General features: G+C 44.1%; 13 protein-coding genes, 1 tRNA gene and 1 riboswitch. Of the genes, 8 read left to right on the top strand and 6 right to left on the bottom strand.

The annotated features are described in order from the left end of the window. Positions 1 to 116: 116 nt before the first annotated feature. A complete protein-coding gene (locus tag ACQKC9_RS01570; RefSeq protein WP_101205246.1) occupies positions 117 to 701 on the top strand; it encodes a TetR/AcrR family transcriptional regulator in 585 nt (194 codons plus the stop codon). 126 nt (positions 702 to 827) lie between these two features. On the opposite strand, the gene ACQKC9_RS01565 is transcribed toward ACQKC9_RS01570, so the two are convergent. Together ACQKC9_RS01565 and ACQKC9_RS01560 are read right to left on the bottom strand one after the other, a co-directional pair. Continuing rightward, positions 828 to 1,745, bottom strand: coding sequence for a haloalkane dehalogenase (locus ACQKC9_RS01565; protein WP_427620242.1), 918 nt, complete (start codon positions 1,743 to 1,745; stop codon positions 828 to 830). 262 nt (positions 1,746 to 2,007) lie between these two features. Then, positions 2,008 to 3,303 (bottom strand): SIP domain-containing protein, encoded by a 1,296-nt coding sequence (locus ACQKC9_RS01560; RefSeq protein WP_427620241.1) that lies wholly within the window; start codon positions 3,301 to 3,303, stop codon positions 2,008 to 2,010. A 193-nt stretch (positions 3,304 to 3,496) separates the two neighbouring features. Here ACQKC9_RS01560 and ACQKC9_RS01555 point away from each other — a divergent pair, with 193 nt between their 5' ends. The 7 genes from ACQKC9_RS01555 (at position 3,497) to ACQKC9_RS01525 (ending at position 13,168) form a co-directional block, all read left to right on the top strand. Then, positions 3,497 to 4,261, top strand: coding sequence for an ABC transporter ATP-binding protein (locus ACQKC9_RS01555; RefSeq protein WP_427620240.1), 765 nt, complete (start codon positions 3,497 to 3,499; stop codon positions 4,259 to 4,261). A gap of 50 nt (positions 4,262 to 4,311) precedes the next feature. Next, a complete protein-coding gene (locus ACQKC9_RS01550) occupies positions 4,312 to 5,286 on the top strand; it encodes an ABC transporter substrate-binding protein (protein ID WP_427620239.1) in 975 nt (324 codons plus the stop codon). Continuing rightward, the gene (gene fhuB / locus ACQKC9_RS01545; protein ID WP_427620238.1) at positions 5,283 to 7,457 is read left to right on the top strand and encodes a Fe(3+)-hydroxamate ABC transporter permease FhuB; all 2,175 of its coding nucleotides are present in this window, start codon (positions 5,283 to 5,285) and stop codon (positions 7,455 to 7,457) included. The genes ACQKC9_RS01550 and fhuB overlap by 4 nt, the downstream gene beginning before the upstream one ends. Before the next feature lie 201 nt (positions 7,458 to 7,658). Next, complete coding sequence (locus ACQKC9_RS01540; protein WP_427620237.1) at positions 7,659 to 9,203, top strand: MFS transporter; 1,545 nt, start codon at positions 7,659 to 7,661, stop codon at positions 9,201 to 9,203. A gap of 58 nt (positions 9,204 to 9,261) precedes the next feature. Further along, entirely contained in the window at positions 9,262 to 9,525 is a 264-nt protein-coding gene (locus ACQKC9_RS01535) for a hypothetical protein (protein ID WP_427620236.1), read from the top strand. Positions 9,526 to 9,842: 317 nt separating this feature from the next. Then, entirely contained in the window at positions 9,843 to 12,227 is a 2,385-nt protein-coding gene (locus ACQKC9_RS01530; protein WP_427620235.1) for a TonB-dependent receptor, read from the top strand. A gap of 190 nt (positions 12,228 to 12,417) precedes the next feature. After that, positions 12,418 to 12,585, top strand: a riboswitch (yybP-ykoY riboswitch). Between the two features lie 7 nt (positions 12,586 to 12,592). Continuing rightward, complete coding sequence (locus ACQKC9_RS01525; RefSeq protein ID WP_427620234.1) at positions 12,593 to 13,168, top strand: manganese efflux pump MntP family protein; 576 nt, start codon at positions 12,593 to 12,595, stop codon at positions 13,166 to 13,168. Between the two features lie 339 nt (positions 13,169 to 13,507). On the opposite strand, the gene ACQKC9_RS01520 is transcribed toward ACQKC9_RS01525, so the two are convergent. The 4 genes from ACQKC9_RS01520 to ACQKC9_RS01505 all read right to left on the bottom strand — a co-directional run bounded on the left by ACQKC9_RS01520 (position 13,508) and on the right by ACQKC9_RS01505 (position 18,307). After that, positions 13,508 to 13,584, bottom strand: a tRNA-Ile gene (locus ACQKC9_RS01520). Positions 13,585 to 13,679: 95 nt separating this feature from the next. Then, positions 13,680 to 14,492 (bottom strand): pteridine reductase, encoded by an 813-nt coding sequence (locus ACQKC9_RS01515; RefSeq protein ID WP_427620233.1) that lies wholly within the window; start codon positions 14,490 to 14,492, stop codon positions 13,680 to 13,682. A gap of 37 nt (positions 14,493 to 14,529) precedes the next feature. Further along, positions 14,530 to 15,711 (bottom strand): tRNA nucleotidyltransferase, encoded by a 1,182-nt coding sequence (locus ACQKC9_RS01510; protein ID WP_427620232.1) that lies wholly within the window; start codon positions 15,709 to 15,711, stop codon positions 14,530 to 14,532. A 277-nt stretch (positions 15,712 to 15,988) separates the two neighbouring features. Then, positions 15,989 to 18,307, bottom strand: a complete 2,319-nt coding sequence (locus tag ACQKC9_RS01505) for an NADP-dependent malic enzyme (protein ID WP_160021186.1) — start codon at positions 18,305 to 18,307, stop codon at positions 15,989 to 15,991. Positions 18,308 to 18,396 lie beyond the last annotated feature (89 nt).

Below are 18,396 nucleotides of genomic sequence, written 5' to 3'. Positions count from 1 at the left end.
CAAAGAGACTTAATAAGTCTTATAATATAAAAAGTGATTAAAACCAGTAACTAAGGTTGATTCTACAAACTTTGCCTTAAAATAGATTTTAAGGCAAAGTTATTAAGGTGAAAATTATGAGTGCTCCGATAAAGTTCAATCGTGAGGATGTGATCGAAAAAGCAAAAAATCTCTATTGGGAAAAAGGCTATCACGCGACATCAATGCGCAATTTGCAAGATGTGGTGAATATGCACCCAGGTAGTATTTATGCAGCTTTTGGTAGTAAAGATAAACTATTTACAGAATCGCTGAATCGCTATGCCGCAGATGGTGCCAAGAGATTGGCCGACTGTATTGAGCAAAAAGACACAGTGTTGGATGGCTTAAAACATTTTATCCATACGGTGATTGTCTGTAATAGTGCTACTGCGCCTAGTGGTATGTGCATGATCGTAAAGACAGTTGCTGAGCTTACTCAAAACGATAGTCCAGATTTGCTCGCACATGCAACAAATATATTGGAAGGTATAGAGGCGTCGTTTGCCGTGCTCTTTGGACAAGCCATTGATAGCGGTGAGATTAGCGCAGAAAAAGACCCCGTTGAGCTGGCGCGTTATTTTCAAATTCAAATTATAGGTCTTAGGACTTATGCGCAGGTCACTAACGACAATGATGCAGTAGAGAAGTATATTGATGATATTTTTAAAAATATCGTATAGCAAGGTTGTATAGAGAGTAGGTTTTTTAGTTATGACAGCTTGCGCCTTTTGTCGTTGACCAATTATCACGGCATAACTAAAAACCCTGATTGCTAGTACATTAGCAATCAGGGTTTTTGTTATCTATTACTGTACTTTCGGATTGTCATTGATGAACTTCAGTAGAAGCTCAGCCAACGTTTCGCCTTGGTCTTCTTGTAGAAAATGACCGCCATTAGTGATAGTCGTATGATTTTGGCCTTTGGTACCAGGAATTAGCTTTTGCATGATGCGATCGCCGCCACCAGTTACGGGGTCGGAATCACTAAACAATGTGATAAATGGCTTGCTCCATTTGCTCAGCACTACCCAAGCTGCACGGTTGTTTTCTGAAGCAGGATCATCTGGTGTCGTGGGCACTAGGATAGGAAACTGTCTGGCGCCTTCTTTATAGGACTCATCAGGGAAGGGCGCATCATAAGCATCCAGTACGGCTTGTGATAACGTCGTTGTGGTACCGCTTTTAATGGTGCCTGCTACATTAAATTGCGGCGTCTCCTGAGAGAACTTCTGCCACTTGCGAAAACCTTCGCCCGGTTCATGATCTCCAGTCGGTAGCATTGTGTTGCCTGCTGCAACGCGATCGAATTTATCAGGATGTGCTGCTACTAAGCGTAGGCCGATTAAACCGCCCCAATCTTGACAAAACAGGGTGATATTTTTTAAATCTAATTGATCAAGCACCGATTGCATCCAATCGACATGGCGCTGATAAGTGTAGTCAATACGCGATGCAGGTTTGTCTGAACGTCCAAACCCAGGAAGGTCTGGCGCAATAACGCGGTGTCCTGCTGCTGTTAGTATGGGAATGACTTTACGATACAGATAAGACCAAGAAGGCTCACCATGTAATAACAAGATAGGGTCGGCGTCGCTTGGACCTTCATCAAGGTAGTGTACTCGCAGCTCGCCACCTTCTGTATCATCGACCATCAAATAGTTCGGTTCAAAATCGTAATCTTGCAAGTTAGCAAAATACGAATCAGGCGTCCTAAGTTTTTTCATATATCATCCTTGGGTTAGAAAAATAACAGTGCATTCTGGCACAGGTGTTAGACAGTCTATTAGAAGTGAGTCTCTGGGTGCTACTCGACTATCACTGGTAATCCTAGCGATAAGGTTATCTAACTATAGGCTATATTGATTAAACGTTCAAAATAAAAACTATACCCTACAAACATTCGATGCTGCAAACATTAATAGTGGATGCGCCAGTAGTATCCACTATATATAGGGTAGGTTTTGAATTTAATCTTATAGAGCTAAGCTAATCGTGACGCCAGTATACCTTTACCACAACATCTGTACGACTTAGCCCAAGTCGGTCTTTCAGTAATGGACGCAATGCTTTGGCAGTATTCGCTTCTAGTGCTCCCCAGACTTTATCAATCTGTAGAGGGTTGTCAGTCAAATAATCGCCCAATTTACTGTCAATTAGCGTGGCTAACTCTGCTCCTGAGTTTGGTTGATTGGTTACTATAGGCAGTACGGTAAAGTAGTTATTACCATTGTTTTCAGTATCACAATCAACGCCACTGCGCATTTTCACAGTATCAAAATAGCTTTGATCGCCTGCATCTTGCGTCACACAAATTACTAATGGTGGCGTAGGATTGTTCCATAGCTCCAGCAGTCGTGCTGCCGTTGGCATTGAGGTCTCATCGACAATCAGTACCGCTTGACCGTCTCGTAAGTGCTCTACCTTTTCTGGAAACTCTCGTTTTGTGACAACGGTCTCGCCTGCTTGTAGTGCTGCTGCCCAGTTGCCGCCCGGCGTATCCCCATGCAAAAAAACATCGACCCATGCTCGTATCTCATCATCAGCTTGCCATGCTTTTCTTAAAGTGTAATAGCAGTGAGGACGAGCAGGGCGTACGTTTCCCTTATCGCTACCATTAGTTTTATAGTCACTAGCTTTATTGCCATCAGTGCTGTCAGTCATCAATGCATCGGTCATTGCATTGTGCTCTAAATCAAACAAGTACGCGTAACCTGCTTCATTGGTAGGTACTGACGTCGAGCTTGTTGTGCCCTTAGCATTACTTAACTGAGCGGTATTATTTAATGGCGTATCACTATTTAATGACGGCATGCTCAATTCAAGGCGCAGCATATTTTTGCTGACTCTATAACTACTTTGCACATCAAATACTTGCTTGGTCAGTTTGATTGTTTTTTTGCCTAGCTTTTTATCGGCTCTTTGTTTTAGCAAGATATATTGGGCTTGCAAATCATCAAGCTGGGAGATAGGTGCAGCAAAAGCGATAAAGAAAGTCTGGTTATGAAGCGAGTTATTTTGAGCGTCAGTTGATTGATTCTCTGAGCCTTTTGGACGAGTCTGTATGGCAATACCTTCAGCATAAATATCAGTTATCTGCGCATCGACCAGATCCGATTCGGCGGTAGATAATGAGGTAAATGCACTCAAAAATCCAAGCAGTTCGTCGAGGTGCTCTTCATTAATATGAGCGACCACACTTGCTATTTCAGGATCGTTTAGAGAGGTGTATTGGCTGTTTTGGTTATCAGTGTTTTCTGTAGTAGCTAAAAGAAGGTTGGTCATATAAATACTCGCAATCAACAGAGCGTTGAAATTAAAGTGAATGAGTTTATAGTTAATGATAATTGTTTTTGTTATCATTTACGAGTAAAATCAATTTTTATTGTGGTTTGATCGTCAAAAATTGGTCTATAGCTGATGACCGATGAACCATCATTTTTATGACATATTATTTTTATCAACAATGAGTGCTTATATGCTACGTGCAAACCAGCTGACCATCAGCCGTCAAGGGAATACTCTATTAGACAATGTGACTTGTGAGATTGATACCAATCAACTGGTGGCTCTGGTTGGGCATAATGGGTCTGGCAAGTCGACCTTGATCAAAGCGCTAGCAGGTGAGATGGCAAGTAGTAGCGGCAATGTCACTTTAGATGAGCACAGTATTAATGACTACGGCAGTAAGGAGTTGGCGCGGCAAATGGCGTATCTGCCGCAGCAATTGCCAGAAGCTGCTGGATTTACTGTGCGTGAGCTGGTCATGCTAGGGCGCTATCCCCATCAAAAATGGCTGCAAAAGCCAACTCAAATAGATAAAAACAAAGTCGCGCAAGCATTAAAAGTGACTCAAACCGAAGCGTTTGCTGATCGCATCACTGCCACGCTATCTGGTGGTGAGCGCGCTCGTGCGTGGCTTGCGATGTGTCTGGCACAGGATACCCGTTACCTATTGCTCGATGAGCCACTTGCTGCGCTTGATATGCATTATCAAATCGAGGTCATTCAGCTTATTCGTCGTTTGGTGGATGAGCAAGGCTTAAGCGTGGTGATTATTATTCATGATATTAATTTGGCCGCGCAGTATGCTGATCGAGTCATCGCGCTGAAAAATGGACAAATATGTCACAACGGCGATATTGCCAGTACCATGCAACCTACCGTGCTACACGATATCTTTAATGTCGATATGCAGCTACTCAGTCATCCTATTACTGGACAGCCTGTCGCAGTCGCTTAACATCTGGTTTCTGCTCCTTCTTTTTAATTCGCCTACAAAGATATTCTTCTATGTCTCCCGTTTTTTATACAGATAAATTATCGAAACGTCCAATAGTGACGTCAGTATCAGTAATGACAACACTGAAATGGTTCGCCCTCACATTGTGCTTGGTATTGACCGCCTGTAATAGTCAAACATCCACTACCTCAGAAGCAGAAAACAGTCATAGCGACAGGATGAATATCGTGTCTCCCGACTGGGGTAATGCAGCGACTTTAACAGCGATGGGGCACGCACCAATTGCGACAGGTGATGTCAGGGTTTGGGATAGATGGGTGGGTAGCCCCAAACTGCCAATATCGATCACAGACTTAGGCATCCGTTATCAGCCCAATGCTGAGCTAATCGCTCAACTGCCTGTCGATATGGTCATAGATAATTATTTTTATGAGCATGCACGCAACTTGTACGGCGATGTGCCTGCAGAATCTGTAATGTCTGCGGCAAAAGGAGAGACAGCAACGTGGGCGGACTATACCGAACCAACGCGGAAGCTTGGCATGCTGATCGATAACCCAAAGATGGCTGAAGACTATATTGTACAAAGTCAGAAAGACATACAGCTGGCCAGTCAGCAATTCCAGCAGCGTTATCCAAAAGCCAATAAATTCGCAGTGGTACAGTTTGCGGATGCTAATAACATGCGTATGTATGTGGCAAATAGCTTATTTCAGCCTGCGTTAGAGCAGATGAATAGAGAGCTTGTGGTATTGGGCAAGGGCAATCAGTGGGGGTTTGTGCCAATACGAATGGGAGATTTGGCGCAATTAGATGATGAGACCTGTCTATTAATTATCGATCCACTAAGCCCAATCACTAGAGCTGAAATTGATGACAGCTTGATTTGGCAGCGCCTAGGTTATGGCAATACCCGCTGTGTGGGCGAGCTACCACCAGTATGGATTTATGGCGGGATGTCGTCATTGGTTAGCTTAGCAGATAACTTGTCAGAAGTTTCATTAAAAGGCGGGGAAGTATTATGAGCGCCAATGCAGACACTAACAACAACTCTATCAATAACCACACCGACAGTGCTCATACGATGACATCAACCTCTCAAGCAGCAACGGTTTCAGATTCATCGCTATCGTCACCCTCATCAACGTCATCGAAACATTCATCATCACCACTGAATCAGCCACCGAACCAACCCAATTCTCAAACTTCCTTGTTTGCCAATTTGTCTTGGCGACTGTGGGCCATGCTCATCGGACTAGCGGCTTTGTCGTTATGGAGTAGTTGGGTACTGATAGATCAGCAGTGGACGCGCCCACTTCGTGACTTGCTTATATCAAGCTCGCAATTGGATATTGCCAGTATGGCGATACAGCTACATATAGTGGCAACCAGCGTGGTGGCGTTGTTGGCTGGCGGGCTATTAGGTGTGGTCAGTATTCTACTGCAGCAATTGGTAAAAAACCCACTAGCATCAGATACGACGCTAGGTGTGGGCGTGGGTGCACAGTTAGCCATGCTTATCGTCACGTTATTTTTGCCAAGCTTGGCTATTTATGGCGGACTTTATGTGGCCTTTGTGGGGGCTATCATCAGTATGGGTCTGGTATTTGCCTTATCAGCACCCAGTCGATTTAATCCATTGATTTTGATACTGGCCGGTTTGGTGGTCAATATTTTGCTAGCCGCAGTGGCTAATGTGCTGGTGTTGTTTTTTGCTGAGCGTAGTAATGGCATGCTGTCATGGGCGGCTGGGTTTTTGGCACAAAACAGCTGGCATACCAGTATAGCGCTAGTCATTACTGCTATTTTGATAGCGGTCGTATGTCTGCCATTACTAAAACCATTAACGCTGATGAGTCTAGATGACACCCAAGCAAAACGTCTGGGTGTACCTATTAATGGGATTCGCGCACTTGTTGTATTGTTGGTAGCCGTTGTGACCGCTTTAGTGATCAGTGAAGTTGGCTTAATTGGTTTTATTGGTCTTGGTGCGGCAAGTTTGGTCAATGCGCTGGGTATTTCTGCTATTGGTAAGCGTTTGGCTACTGCTTTTGGGTTGGGGGCGCTGCTGTTATTGTTGACCAGCAATGTCGCGTTACTGCTTGAGCCAATACTCGATATGCAGATTCCAGCTGGTGCCATGACAGGTATTTTGGGTGCACCGCTGATTATTTGGCTGATTTTGCGTCAGCGTCGCGAGCGGATAGAGACAGTGACACCGATGCTTGCGGGTAAACATACATCCATTGCCTTTTGGCGATGGGGCGTTGGTGTGCTCGCTATCATCATGTTTGCCTGTTTATTTGTACAAGACATCAATGGTTGGGGGCTCAGTACGGACTGGGCGCTCACGCAGCAGTACCGCTTGCCTCGCAGTTTGAGTGCTGCAGCGACAGGCTTGATGCTGGCAGTCGCCGGTGTACTACTGCAAACTTTAACGCGTAACCCTATGGCCGGTCCTGAGGTGTTGGGGGTCAGTTCAGGCGCAGCACTTGGGGTGATTTTAGGGTTTTTATTATTACCAAGTTTAGGGCTATCTGCGGGAGCAGGGACGTTGCTGGTTTCAGGACTGTCAGGGGCGATGGCCGTGCTGCTATTGATTATTTGGCTGGCACGCAGGGTCAGCTCAGGTTATTTATTGTTAGTAGGCATAGGTATTGCCGCCATGATGGATGGGGTGATGCATATGGTCAAGCTCTCAGGAGACCCGCGTCTAGAAGCGATGCTTAGCTGGTTATCAGGGACAACTTATAGCGCTCAGCCCAGTACAGTATGGTATCTCATTGGCATTGCCGCTATCTTATTTATACTCAGTCTACTGCTGATTAAGCCTTTGCGAGTTCTTGGACTAGGTACAGGTGTGGCGCGTAATTTAGGTGTGGCAGTTACGCCAGTGACTTTGTCATTATTGGCATTAGTAGCAGCACTTAGTACGGCCAGCACGCTTGCCGTTGGACCATTGAGCTTTATTGGTTTAATGGTGCCTCACTTAGCTACCTCACTGGGAGCTGTGAAGCTTGAACGACAATTGCCACTAGCTGCACTTTTAGGGGCAGGGGTGATGGTGATAGCGGATTGGATTGGCCGTTATGTTATTTTCCCTTATGAGCTGCCAGCGGGCACGATTGCAGCGATTATCGGTGGTGGCTACTTCTTATGGCTCATTCGTAAGGTACCAGCCTCAGTAAATAGATAGCTCATGTCTTCAAGCATTAAATAGCCGACAATTTTGACTTTATTCAGCAGAGGCCTATCGAATCTTATTTGATCAGCATTTTGATGAGAATAACGATGCTAAGTTTCAGCGAGATTGGATGACGTGTTCGATAGGCTAGCAAAATAATAACTAGGAGCAAGTCATGCCGACCGTCACCCAATTTTATGATGCCACTGCTTAATGAGCAACGCCCCTATAAATAAAGCACCTATAAATAAAGCACCTATAAATAAAACCTCTACAAATGAGACATCTACAAATGAGACATCTACAAATGAGACATCTATAAACGAAGCCTCGAATAGTAGCAGTCATGGCTTGACCGACAAACAGGTACAGCAGGTATTATTGACACTATTACTCGGCGGTACGGTGGTCAGCTTCAGTAATAGTGCACTTAATCCAGCGATTCCTGTCTTTATGTCGGTGTTTGATGTCGACATTGTGATGGGCGGCTGGGTGTTAAATGCTTATGTCTTGGCCATGAGTGTAGGGCTTATGCTAAGCGGCTACTTAAACAAAAAATTTCCTTTTAATACTGTTTATTTGGCGGCAATTTTTGGATTTATGCTGGGCTCAGTCATTGGGATGCTGGCGTCTAGTATGAGCTTTGTCATCATTGCCAGAGCCATACAAGGACTGAGTGGCGGTCTGATTATCCCATTGTCTATTGGTATGCTGTATCAGATTTATCCGCAGCAGCAGCACGGTAGAGTAATGGCGCTATGGGGCATTGTTATTATGATGTCATTAGCGTTTGGCCCTTTGGTCGGTGCTTACTTGGTTGAGCAGTTTGCGTGGTGGACACTGTTTGCCATTACGTTACCACTTAGTATGGCGGTCATGGCGATGGTGTGGTGGTTAATACCTGACATGCGCTCATATGAAAAAAAGAGCCCTTTCGATACGATCGGGTTTATCAGCTTACTCACTTGGCTGCTTGCGATGATGGTTTGGCTGAGCACGCTGAAAATAGATTTTACTGGTGGCTTATTCAACAGTGACGGCTTATTAAAGATAGCCACGTTGGGTTTATTGTCTGTCGGATTTTTACTGTCCGCGATGGCTTGGTGGGCATACGAGCGGCGTCAGAAACATCCATTATTAAACGTGCGCTTGTTTAACAATAAAACCTATTTGCACAGTAATATCATTAGCATTACCCAAACAGTCGGTTTGATGCTGTGTCTCTTGTTATTACCCGTGTTGATACAAGACGTGATGGGCGAGAGTGCTTTATGGACAGGTGTTGTCCTGATGGTCGCGACGCTCGTGGCCAGTATCATCACGCATTACGCTGGCAAGATGGTAGATAAGCAAGGTGCCAGAGGGATTGGCATCGTAGGAATTGCGATTAGTGCGCTGTCTACCTTGATGCTGGCATGGTGCTTGTATCAGCCCACACTTTGGCTATTAATGTTGATTATGAGTATGCGCGGTGTCGGAGTGGGTCTAGCATACCTGCCAACCACGACCGTTGGGTTTAGCAGCTTACCCAAAGACTCAGTCACTGAAGGAGCCGCCCTTAATAACATCAGTCGCCGCATCATCTCTACCATATTTATCACGCTGTCGACCCTTTATATAGGCAGTCGAAGTGCGCAGTTATTAGCAGCAGGTAGTAGTGATGGCATGGCAAGCGCGATCCAAGAAATACTGGTGGTCATCGCGGTGATTTTATTATTCACGATTCCTTCAGCGTGCAAATTGCCACGATCCCCATAGACAAACACCCCGTATCGGGGTTTTCTTTAACTTATCAAGACTGAAATATCATTGATTTTTGGCACTAGACATTAATCGCTTTAGGGCAATGGGCATCTTGATCAATCGTCCTTTTCACCCACTGGATAAAAGTAAGTTAGGTTTCCCTGTGTTTGCGCAGGGTATCGGCGCTATAACTACCTTCAAGAGTAACCAAACACAAGGTAAGCTAGCGCCCGATATTGCCTGTCGCTTAGGTAAGCAGATAGCGATTATTCGTTCAGGCGATATTGCCATTATGGATAGTGATGATGTATTTATATTATCTGTTGATGTAGCATAGCAGCTATTATCAGGTCGTCAAAATGAATATAGAGAGGATGAGATGGAACTCCAACGTTTCTTCAATGTCTATCGTAACAATGAGCTAGATAAATTATTCAATGACTAATGAAATTATCAAAGATTAAATAGCAAACTATACCTGTGAAAACAACACAAATAAACGCTGCTAACAAGATATTAATACATATGGAAATAAAAACGATTATCATTTACAATGCTCTTCACAAAGTTAGTACACACAGTATTATTAGCTAAATATTACTCATATCACTGTTTATTTATTCAACTAAGTAAAATAACCTAAGTGAAAAAATTATGAAAAGCCATCATCAAGTTGCTCTATCTGTTCTTACCCTTTGTATTAGTCAGCAATTATATGCACAAACCGACAATGCAGTAGACGTTTCATTAAATGCGCAGGATTCAGCGGAACTGGCTTCAAGTACAGTGTCTAATGAGACGCCTAATGTGACTTTAGACACTATCAATGTTACTGCTAAAGCCAGAACGGGCACGGCACTGGCACAGAAAATTAGTGAGATGCCAGCAGTCACCCAAGTAATTACTGAAAACGAGATTCAGATGCAGGCAACGGGTGACCGTACCACTGGTGATATCTTGGCACAATTGATACCGAGTCTGGGTGCTAGTAGTGGTTCTACCAGTAACTATGGTACGACCATGCACGGTCGCCCTGTACAGTTCTTGTTGAATGGTGTGCCTTTAAGCAGTTCACGTAGTCTTTCACGCGAGCTCAATAGTATCGATCCTGCGCAGCTTGAGCGAGTAGAGGTACTCTCAGGTGCTACCAGTATCTACGGTGCTGGTGCAGCAGGTGGCCTGATTAACCTTGTAACCAAGTCTTTGGTCGGTTATGGCCCTATCAGACAGACTAGAGTCGGTGTCAGTAGCAGTCGTAATTTTGAGTCAGACTCATTGGGTTATCATGTAGGGCAAACCTTAGGATATGGCGGCGAGCGAGTGTATGGTCGCTTAGATGTTGATTATGATAATAAAGGCGGCAAATTTGATAGCAAAGGCAACCGAATCAGCCCAGATGTGAACCAAACTGACCAGCAAGATACCGAATCGTTAAGTGTTAATGGTAGCTTGGGTGTAGAGCTCACTGACAGCCAACGTCTTGATCTTGCAGTGACTTACTATAAAGATGAGCAAAACACAGATTATGGCCCGGATTATGGTGATGGTTTGGGAGTGTTATTTGGTACAAAACCTTCCTTAAAGGCTATCGATGGTGCCAACGTAGAGAACGAGCCATATACTGAAAAAAGCTCGGTAAATTTGAGCTATAGCGACGATGACTTTGTAGGCTCAGGGTCTAGCTTAAGTTTGACGGGCTATTATAGAGATGAGAAAGGCCGTTTTTACCCTTCTGGTAAAAGCGCAGGAGACCAAGCGACTGAAGTATGGCAAGCCAATGGCCTAACTGATACAGCCACACTGAAGAAACTGGCAAGTGCTGCAACATTTGTCACTCAATCAGAAGCTGATATCGAAGTAATGGGCTTACGTGCCGCCATGCAAACCGAGACGGAAGTCGCAGGTAAAAAGACTCTACTTAGCTACGGTGCTGATTTCGAGCGCGAAAACAGTGAGCAAACTTACTATGGTCAAGACCTAAATACGTTTCTTGCTAGTAATGGCTTAAGCGCCCAAACCAATGGGCTCACTTATAACGGTGGACCAGATACTACCATCGATAAATGGGGTGCTTTTGTCAATGCAGACGTAGATATAACCGACAAGTGGCATACCAGTGCTGGCGTGCGTTACCAAAAGTTAAAGTCGGAGACTGATACCTTTACGCCCATCTATGAGCAGCTGCTTGAAGAGTATTTTAATAGCCCTGCTATCAGTGGAACAAGCGCAGCTTATGGCATTGACTATCAAGCAGGCGACGTAGAAAAAGGTAGCACAGACCACGACAAAACCTTGTTTAATCTCGGTACTAGCTATCAGATAACACCGAATGATCAAGTTTTTGCTAATTTTTCACAGGGGTTTACCACAGCCGATATCCAACGGGCGCTACGTGATGTACGAGCAGGGTTTGTGGTTAATTCAGACAACGTACAGCCTATCGCCATCAATAACTACGAGTTTGGTTGGCAAGGCAAACATGGCGATACCGCAGCACGCTTGAGTGGTTTTTATAATGAATCAGACAAAGTCGTGCGTTTTACTGACAGCTATACCGTAGAAGTCGTCGATACTGATGAGCGTGTCTATGGGGTAGAAGGGTCGCTTAGTCATGATATCAGTGATAAATGGCAAGTGGGCGGTAGTGTGGCCTATACCCGTGGTCAGTATGACAAAGATGGCGATTGGCTAGAGCTCGATGCAGTACGTCTAACACCGTTAAAAGGTACCGCATTTGCTCAGTATAACTTCGATGAAGGCAGCAATATTCGTCTACAAGCACTGGCAATCGGCGGTGATGATAAAGCCTTCAAAGACCAACAAAAAGATCCTGACTCTAGTGCCTTACCTGTCACTGGTTATATGACCCTTGATGTATTGGGCCAAGTAAACATGCCAGTCGGCCGAGTAGATTATGGTGTTTATAACTTGCTTAATAAAGACTATTTAACGGTCTATCATCAAACCACGTATGGCGATCTGAACCGTTTACCTGCCTCAGGCACGACTTATGGTTTAAGCTATACCGTCGATTATTAAAAAAATCATGCATCAAAAAACCCTTCAGGCTATGAAAATTTAGCATGAAGGGTTTTTTTATGTTCATAACTCTCTAAAGAATTCATCTGCTCCAAGAGTATTTGCTAGCGTTTCCAACTTTACGCTTTATCAGGTGCAAAAATTATTTTTTGGCATTTTATGATTGACTTATAGCGTATCAATGCTAATCTAATCTCTCTTTGGGGAGTAGCCTGCTTTCGTACTGCGAAAGCGTTCGTATCAACATACTTGGCCACATGCCATGGTGCGAACACCTCTCGGTTGGCGAGACCATCGATATATCTACACTGCAGGTCGGGGGTGTGGCTATGTCGTGGACTCTATACTCGACCAGAGAAAATCACATGAATCCTATCGCACTTCTATTACTTGCTTTTTCTATGTCTACGGATGCCTTTTCCGTGGCAATCAGTAAAGGCGCAAGTCTTAAAAACCCTCGTTTTACCGAAGCCTTCAGAATGGGTGTTATTTTTGGCACCATTGAAGCGATCACGCCTATTATTGGTTGGTTAATTGGTCACTCTGCCACAACCTTTATAGATGCGTCTTTTATTGAGGCGTGGGATCATTGGGTCGCGTTTGTCATACTTTTTGCGCTTGGTCTGCACATGCTATATGAGGGACTGAAGCCAAGTGATGAAATGGCAGAAGCGCCGTCGAGACACTCTTTCCTTAAACTTGCCATAACTGCATTTGGTACCAGCATCGATGCCATGGCTGTCGGTGTGAGCCTAGCATTTGTAAAGGTCAATATTTTACTGGCGGCAGGTCTTATTGGCTTGGCCACTACAGTAATGGTCACGCTAGGGGTGATGTTAGGCAAGGTGTTAGGTTCATTAATCGGTCATAGAGCTGAAATATTTGGTGGTGTGATGCTAATTGCCATCGGTGCATGGATTTTATTAAGCCATCTTCAATGATTATATAAAAACTGTCTACTACGAACAGATGGTCATTACGTGTATAGATCTGTTACTGACTTTTGGATGTAGGAAACCTGTTTACCTAAGAAAAGCCTATCTATATTAATAGTTAGGCTTTTTGGGTCTAAAACTAGCGCATTACGCTGTAGTGGCTCGCAAGAGGTCTGAAAAACACAGCACTACAAAACTATCAATAATTACCCTTTGTCAGCGAAGAGGCTTGAATAAAGTGCCTATATCTATGCTTATACACATGGATGTTATTTACTAAAAAAACAGCAGACAATAAAAAAGACCTCCAATCTCTTGAAGGTCTTTTTTATTAATACTTAAATGTGGTGGGCCCAGTAGGACTTGAACCTACGACCAAAGGATTATGAGTCCTCTGCTCTAACCAACTGAGCTATGGGCCCTAACGTTAGACGCACAATGATACCTGATTTTTTTAATTTTTCAAGCAAAAGATAGGCAGTAATCAAGATATTTTTTATTGAGCCGTATTTTTGTATTACAGGTGACCGCCAGCTATGGTTAGGCTACGTCCACCATCCACAGTGATGATCTCTCCTGTGACATAATTTGCCTGCACAAGATACAGCACACTATGAGCAATCTCATCAGGTTGGCCTATTCGCCGCATAGGGATAGCATCGATGATACTTTGTTGTTGATCGTTATCAATAGCTTGGTCGCTAGTAGGGTCAGGCAAAATGTTGACTCCAGGAGCAACTCCGTTGACCCGTACTTCTGGCGCCATCTCTAACGCTAGCGACTGTACCATCATTCGATGCGCAGCCTTTGCCATGTTGTAGACAGTATAGTTGTTAAACGGTCTATCATGTGCGTGTATGTCCAATAAGCTGACAATACAGCCTTGTTGTTGCTTAAGATAAGGTAGTAGGGATTGGCTTAGTAATAAAGGGGCTTTCGCATTGGTCAAAAGCAACTCATCCCACTGTGCATGATTGATACTACCGAGTGGGCTAGGATAAAACCGCGAAGCATTATGCACCAGTACATCAAGCTGTCCAAATGCCTCTACGATATTTTTAACAAAGCTGTCTAAAGCCGCTCCATCGTTGACTATCGTTAAATCAGCAACGATAACTTTTGCACTATTAGCACGGATGTTGTTCAGATAGTCAGCCAAGTCATTAGCGTCTTGTTCACTACGGTGACAATGAATAATGACGCGGTAACCTTGCCTATGAGCCGCTTTAACAATAGCCGCCCCAATACGCCTAGCACTACCTGTGACAAGCATCACTGGCGCTTGGTTATTCATATTTTCTGTTTGGTAGGCATTAAGTTCTTGGTTCATAGCAGTACTACTTTTTTCTCTAAGGTGCTTGTCTATATCATTGTTGCGCTTGCAAGTGTTCAATCCTGCTTTGGCGTAAGGCTGCACCTATAGCGGGGCCTTTAAGGTCTGGCGCAATGTCGGTCATACCGATGGCGTGAAAACTGTTTAGTGCTAACATCATTTGGCGATGCTGTGTTGCTAGCTTTAACACATGACTGCACACTAGCAGTTGAGAGAGTTTATCAGGCTCCTTATGTGCACCGCAGGCTTGAATTAGATCGATTTTTTCAGCCGCATTTAGACTGTTTATTGTGCTTAACTTTTCAGCTTGCTGAGCAAATAAAGTCGCGAACTGAGTATGTGCTTTTGGGACTTTGGCTGTATTACCGATAGCGTTAATATTTTTTATAGCGGTTGATACGTTAGACGTAGAATCAGAGTTTTCGCTAGTAAATAGTGATGAGGTTAAGCTAGTCATTAGTAGTGCCCAACGCTGCGATAAATTTAAATGCATCTGTCCCGCAAAGTATAACGCTGTCTGCACTGTTTCTCTTATTTGGACATTGTCCCAAGCATGATGCAAAGGCGTGAAATACTCTGTGAGCGCACCAATTTCAAACAGTTTTTGCCAATAGACTTGCGGTGATAGTTGCATAGTCGCACGGCTTGACTCTTGCCAGATACGCTCGGCACTCAAATGAGCTAGCTCTCCTGTATCGACCAATTGACGCATCAGCGTTAAAGTGTCATCCGCGATGGTGAACCCCAAATCGTAGTAACGACTATAGAAACGCACGGTCCGAAGCACACGTAATGGGTCTTCACTAAAAGCACTGGACACATGACGTAATGTCTTGTCTTTTAAGTCTTGTAGTCCGCCATAGTAGTCGATGACCTGTCCATTAATCGGGGTATCATCGGTTAAGCTGGTAACTTCGATTGCCATCGCGTTGATGGTTAAGTCACGACGGCGCAAATCATCCTCTAGACTAACATCAGGACTGGCATGTACGCTAAAACCTTTGTAGCCTGAGCCTTGCTTGCGCTCCGTACGTGCCAATGCATACTCTTCATGACTGGTCGGATGCAAAAATACAGGAAAGTCAGCGCCCACTTGTTGAAACCCTGCATCAATCATTTCTGCCACAGTAGCGCCAACGACGACGAAGTCCTTGTCCTTGATAGGGCGTTTAAGCAGTCGATCGCGTACAGCACCGCCTACGAGGTAAATTTGCATAGAAGCCTCTTGTTATTATCGAGCTTTATATTGCTAGCCCAATTTTTATAAATCAAAAAAACAGCCAATGCTTTATAAGTTGCATTGACTGGTTTTAGTATAGCAGAAGGGCTCTGTCAATGTATGACAGAGCCCTTCTTAATATAGTCAATCCTTTATAAATTGGGTAGAGTGTCAGCCTCGCTCAGTCTACTATTTGTAGTACTTTCACTCAGCTTCCTTGTATCCAAATTATATTGAACCGATACAGTGCATTCATACTAGGTATGATATATGACTATTTTTCGTTTTCTAGGTCTTGCGCTTCAGTAACGGTCAATGCAGTCATGTTGACGATACCACGTGCTGTCGCTGATGGTGTCAAAATGTGTACCGGCTTATTAGTACCTAATAGAATAGGGCCAATAGAAGCACTGCCAGTCGCTGTTTTAAGCAGGTTGAAAGCGATGTTTGATGCATCAAGGGTTGGCAAGATAAGCAAGTTCGCTGCACCTTTCAATGGGCTTGATGGCATATCGTTTAGACGAATATTTTCGTTAAGCGCGGCATCACCTTGCATTTCGCCTTCAAACTCAAAGTCGACATTCATATTGGTTAATAGTTCATGAACCTTACGCATTTTGACAGCGCTGGCACGATCTGAAGCACCAAAGTTAGAGTGAGATACTAGCGCAACGCGTGGCGTGATGCCAAAGCGACGTAATTGATCTGTTGCCAAGACAGTCATTTCAGCCAATTGTTCAGCCGTTGGGTCTTCATGAACATAGGTATCAGCGATAAAGATATTACGATCTTGCATGAGTACCGCATTCATTGCATAGAAGTCGTTCATACCTTGTTTTTTGCCAATGACGCTTTCAACGTATTTTAGATGCAACTGGTAATGGCCAAACGTACCACATACCATACCATCTGCCGCACCATTTTCGACCAATAATGAGCCAATCAATGTGGTCTTGCGACGAACATCACGACGAGCAAGCTCAATGCTTACACCGCGGCGTTTGTTTTTCTCGTAGTAGCCTTGCCAGTAGTCTTTGTAGCGAGGATCATCATCAACGTTGACGATCGTAATATTCTCGCCAGCTTTTAGACGTAGGCCCAGCTTTTTGATATTGGCTTCGATAACGGAAGGGCGACCAACCAAGATAGGTTGTGCCAGCTTCTCATCAACGACCACTTGTACAGCAAGCAAGATGTTGTTGTCTTCACCTTCACAGTACACAATGCGCTTTGGATCGGCTTTGGCACGAGCAAAGATTGGTTTCATCACAAACGCAGAGTTATAAACAAACTCAGACAGACGTTGACGATAGGCTTGCATGTCATCGATCGGTAGCGTGGCAACGCCTGAATCCATTGCTGCTTTGGCAACAGCAGATGCGATCTCAATGATTAGATTTGGCTCTAGAGGGCCTGGAATTAAATAGTCACGACCAAAGCTTTGCATTTTTTCGATGTTTCTAGCACTGGTAGTTGGAGTAGCTTCAACGTGTGCCATCGCAGCGATTGCTTTTACGCAAGCCACTTTCATCTCTTCGTTGACAGTGGTTGCACCAACATCCAATGCACCGCGGAAGATATACGGGAAGCATAGCGCGTTGTTTACTTGGTTTGGATAGTCTGAACGACCAGTTGCCATGATGACGTCTGGACGTACCGCATGAGCCAATTCTGGCATGATTTCAGGTGTTGGATTGGCAAGTGCAAAGACGATAGGGTCTTTTGCCATACGGCGAACCATATCTTCTGATAGTGTACCTGGCATTGATAAGCCTAGGAACATATCGACATCATCCATGACTTCTTCGATAGAAGTAGCCGTGATATCACGAGCATAACGCTGTTTGGTTTCATCAAGGTTTTCACGGCTAGTACTGATGATACCGCGTGAATCTGAAACAATAATGTTGTTCTTATTAACGCCAAGTGCGCAAATGATATCTAGGCAAGAAATGGCTGCTGCGCCTGCGCCTGAACAAACAATTTTAATCTCTTCGATTTTTTTGCCAGTAATCAACAAAGCATTTAGCATGGCTGCGGCAACGATGATTGACGTACCATGTTGATCATCATGGAACACAGGAATGTTCATACGCTCACGTAGTACGCGCTCGATTTTGAAACATTCTGGGGCTTTGATGTCTTCTAAGTTGATACCACCAAAGGTAGGCTCAAGCGAGGCAACCGCTTCGATGAACTTATCTGGATCATTTTGAGCAATTTCAATATCAAAAACGTCGATACCTGCGAACTTCTTAAATAGAACGCCTTTACCTTCCATAACTGGCTTCGATGCCAATGGGCCGATATTACCCAGACCCAATACAGCAGTACCGTTAGTGATAACACCAACTAAGTTGTTACGTGCCGTGTATTTGGACGCAAGTTTTGGATCTCTTTGGATCTCAAGACAAGGTACAGCAACGCCTGGAGAGTAGGCGAGTGCTAAATCACGTTGGTTGGCTAGCTGCTTAGTAGGGGTTACCGAAATTTTACCTGGGCGTGGAAACTCATGGTAATGTAAGGCAGCTTGTTCAAACTGCTCTTTTTCTGTACTGAGGTTATCCGTATTCGAAGTGGTATCGTCATTCATAATAATTGCCATGGTTGGAATAAATTGGAATAAATTAAATGGTGATAAAAAACAACGTCTAACCCTCCAAAAATCATTGAATGATAATA

It is taken from the genome of Psychrobacter sp. NPDC078409, from assembly GCF_050268505.1.
Lineage (GTDB): Bacteria > Pseudomonadota > Gammaproteobacteria > Pseudomonadales > Moraxellaceae > Psychrobacter.
The sequence above is the reverse complement of the archived record's forward strand: the minus strand, read 5'-3'. Positions and strand labels throughout refer to the sequence as shown.